The 3,951-nt window shown below is 67.4% G+C and carries 2 protein-coding genes and 1 pseudogene; all 3 read left to right on the top strand.

All coding sequences use genetic code 11. The features are described from left to right. A pseudogene (locus tag AC5RUJ_RS12360) lies at positions 1 to 294 on the top strand (SAM-dependent methyltransferase); the annotation flags it as partial. 79 nt (positions 295 to 373) lie between these two features. Further along, a complete protein-coding gene (locus tag AC5RUJ_RS12355) occupies positions 374 to 1,027 on the top strand; it encodes an ArsR/SmtB family transcription factor (RefSeq protein ID WP_494000642.1) in 654 nt (217 codons plus the stop codon). Positions 1,028 to 1,205: 178 nt separating this feature from the next. Next, a complete protein-coding gene (gene topA / locus AC5RUJ_RS12350) occupies positions 1,206 to 3,926 on the top strand; it encodes a type I DNA topoisomerase (protein ID WP_494128614.1) in 2,721 nt (906 codons plus the stop codon). Positions 3,927 to 3,951: the final 25 nt, after the last annotated feature.

The raw sequence follows: 3,951 nt of genomic DNA, 5'->3' as shown, positions 1-3,951 counted from the left end.
CGCCAGCACCTGCGGGCGGCCGAGGACGTGACCGAAGAGCGGCACCAGCGGCCGGGCGCCGAACATCCCGGCGTCATCTTGCTGCGCCAGGGCGCGGGGCTGCGCCGGACCAACTTGATGAGCACCGAGTTGGCCGGGTTCGTTTCCGCGTGCGACGGCGAGCTGGGCGTGGACCAGCTCATCGGTGCGCTGGCGGCGCTGCTGGGCCGCGAGGAGCCGGACTTCGCCGGGCAACTGTCCGCCGAAGTGCGGAACCTGGTGGCAGACGGCTTCCTGGCGCCTGCCGGCGAATAGGAAATTGTTGCCGGATTGCAGTCCGGGATTGGCCGGCAGCCCCGCCCGGGAGCGGTGACCGGCATTACACTTACTGATCATGACTAAGGCTTCAAGCACGACGACCGGCCGGGCGGCCACGGCAGCGGCGGCCACTCCGGCCGAGCCGGCGGCCGGAGACAGGGTCAATATCTCCGATGCCCGCGCCATCCGTGCGCTGGCCCATAACGTGCGGTTGAAGGTCATCGAAGAGCTCTTTGATACGCAGCAGCCGGCCACCGCCACGGAGTTGGCGCAGCGGCACGGGCTGACGCCCAGCGCCATGAGCTACCACCTGCGGGCGCTGGAAAAGTGGGGATTCGTCAAACGGTGCGTGAACCAGGGCGACGGCCGGGAACGGCACTGGCAGGCCGCCGCCGGACGCCTGGACGTGACCAGCGTGGCGGACAGCCGTGCCGCCACCATGGGCGTGGTGGATGTGGAACTGAACGACCTGCGCGAACGCCTGTCCAAGTACGTCAAACGGGACAAGCAATTGCCGAACCCGGACACCTGGCGGCAGGAGGGGCACCTGGCTGCGCTCAGCACGGGGCGGTTCTACCTGACCGAGGAACAGCGGAAGGACCTCGGCCGGCGGATCGGCGAGATCCTGCTGGAATACAGCCCGACCACCAATCCCGAAAACCGGGGAGAAGGGGCGGAAAAGCTGTACTACGTCTTCTCCTTCCTGCCCGGCGACATCGACAACGATTAGGGCCTTGCCGCGGGCATCGGCAGCGGTCCGTTGCCGCGGAGGCAGCCGGCTGCACGCGCTGGCGTTTTCTGTTTCGCGGTACTGTTGCGGCTAACCTAGTGCTGACGGTCCTCCACCCCGCCGGGTTGGGGGACGTATTTACAAGCGCATCAACACCCTTTCTTTACGTAGGAGCACAGTGCCAGCCAAGGCCCGCGAAAAAACCGGTAAGAAACTCGTCATCGTCGAGTCCCCGGCCAAGGGCAAAACCATCGCCGGGTACCTCGGCGAGGGCTTTGAGGTCACGGCTTCCATGGGGCACATCCGTGACCTGCCCCAGCCCTCCGACCTGCCGGCCGAGCTGAAAAAGACGTCGGTCGGCAAGTTCGCGGTGGATATCGAGAACGATTTCGAGCCGTATTACGTGGTGTCTCCGGACAAGAAGAAAAAGGTGTCCGAGCTCAAGTCGATGCTCAAGGACGCCGACGAACTCTATCTGGCAACTGACGGTGACCGCGAGGGCGAAGCCATCGCGTGGCATCTGCTGCAGGTGCTGCAGCCCAAGGTGCCCGTGCACCGCATGACATTCAGCGAGATTACCCGCGAAGCCCTGCAGCGCGCCCTGACCGAGGTCCGCGAGGTGGACACCGACCTGGTCGACGCCCAGGAGACCCGCCGGATCGTGGACCGGCTTTTCGGCTACGAACTCTCGCCGGTGCTCTGGCGCAAGGTCAAGGCGGGGCTCTCCGCCGGACGCGTGCAGTCCGTGGCTACCCGGCTGGTCGTCGAGCGCGAGCGCGAGCGGATGGCGTTCCGGGCGGCCTCCTACTGGGACCTGGTGGCAACCGTGGCGCCGGAGGACGCGGCCAAGGGCGGGGTGTTCAAGGCGAAGCTGGTCTCGGTCGACGGCAGCCGGGTCGCCGCCGGCAAGGACTTCAACGATCTGGGCCAACTCAAGGCCCGCTCCGCCGTCCATTTGGACGAGGCGGCCGCCACCGCGCTGGCAGACTCCCTGCGCAGCGCCAGCTTCTCCGTCCGCGCGGTAGAGAACAAGCCCTACACCCGCCGGCCGGCGGCGCCGTTCACCACCTCCACCCTGCAGCAGGAGGCGGCCCGCAAGCTTCGGTTCTCCGCGCGCTCGACCATGCAGGTGGCGCAGAAGCTGTACGAAAACGGCTACATCACCTATATGCGTACCGACTCGCCGGCGCTAAGCGATCAGGCCGTGAACGCCGCGCGGCGTCAGGCCTCCGAGCTGTACGGGCCCGAGTATGTCCCGGATGCCCGCCGCGTTTACAAGGGCAAGGACAAGAACGCCCAGGAAGCCCACGAAGCCATCCGGCCCGCCGGTGATTCTTTCCGCACGCCCGGCCAGGTGCGCAGCCAGCTTTCCGGCGACGAGTACCGGCTGTACGAGCTGGTCTGGAAACGCACGGTGGCCTCGCAGATGGCCGACGCCAAGGGATCGACGTCGACCGTGCGGCTCGGCGCCACGGCCGGGGACGGGCGGGACGCGGAGTTCACCGCATCCGGCACCGTCATCACGTTCCCCGGTTTCCTGGCCGCCTATGAGGAGGGCAAGGACGCCGGACGCGAGGACGAGGACGATGCCACCGGCGGGCGCCTGCCGAACCTCGCCAAGGGCGACGCGCTGGACGCGCAGGCGGTCGACGCCGTGGGGCACGAGACATCGGCACCGCCGCGCTACACCGAAGCATCGCTGATCAAGACGCTGGAAGACCGCGGCATCGGCCGTCCGTCCACCTACGCCGCCACCATCTCCACCATCATGGACCGCGGCTACGTCCGCACCCGCGGCCCCGCCCTGGTTCCGAGCTGGATCGCGTTCTCCGTGGTACGGCTGCTGGAGGAGTACTTCAGCGACTACGTCGACTATGACTTCACGGCGGAACTCGAAGAGGACCTGGACCGCATTGCCCGCGGCGAGGCCAGCCGGACCGAGTGGCTCTCCGGCTTCTACTACGGGGACCGCAAGGAAACCGGCCTGAACACCGTGGTGAACGACCTGGGCGAGATCGACCCGCGCCGGATCAATTCGATCGAGATTGCCGAGGGAATCACCCTGCGGGTGGGCAAGTTCGGCCCGTATCTGGAACGCAACGGCGAGGGCGACGGCGAGGAGCCGGAGCGGGCCAATGTCCCCGACGACCTGGCTCCGGACGAGCTGACCCCGGAGAAAGCCCTCGAGCTGATGGAAACCCAGGGGCCTGGCGAGCGCGAGCTTGGAAAGGACCCGGAGACCGGCCGGACGATCGTGGCCAAGGAAGGCCGTTACGGCGCCTACGTCACCGAGGTGATCCATGAGCCGACGGCCGAGGAACTGGCCGCGCAGCCGGTGGAGTATTACAAGAACGGCAAGCCCAAGCCGCCGAAGAAGCCCGCCAAGGTCAGGCCTCGCACCGGTTCCCTGTTCAAGTCGATGAGCGTGGACACCGTCACCCTCGAGGACGCGCTGAAGCTGCTGAGCCTGCCGCGGGTGCTTGGCACCGATGCCGAGGGCACCGAAATCACCGTGCAGAACGGACGCTTCGGCCCGTACCTGAAGAAGGGCAGCGATTCGCGGTCGATCGGCTCCGAGGAGGAAATCTTCACCATCACGCTGGAACAGGCGCTGAAGATCTACGCGCAGCCGAAGACCCGGGGCGGCCGCACCGCTGCCGCACCGCTGGCCGAGTTTGGCGTGGACCCGGTGTCGGAGAAGAACATCGTGGTCAAGGACGGCCGGTTCGGCCCCTACATCACCGACGGCGTCACGAACATCACGGTGCCGCGCGCCACCAGCATCGAAGAGCTGACACGCGAGCAGGCCATCGAACTGCTGGCGGAGAAGCGCGCGAAGGGACCGGCGAAACCGGCGGCGAAGAAGCCGGTACGGCGCAAGGCCGCCGCCAAGAAGTAGCGGCCGCCCCGGCCGCCGCCCGCCG

The sequence above is a fragment of the Arthrobacter sp. Y3223164 genome (assembly GCF_059091005.1).
Note: the sequence above shows the minus strand (reverse complement) of the source record. Positions and strands in the feature narration are given on the sequence as shown.

What these genes read in the sequence shown, in the direction of transcription:
- AC5RUJ_RS12355 (WP_494000642.1), top strand. Translation starts at nt 374, where the DNA reads ATGACTAAGGCTTCAAGCACGACGACCGGCCGGGCGGCCACGGCAGCG.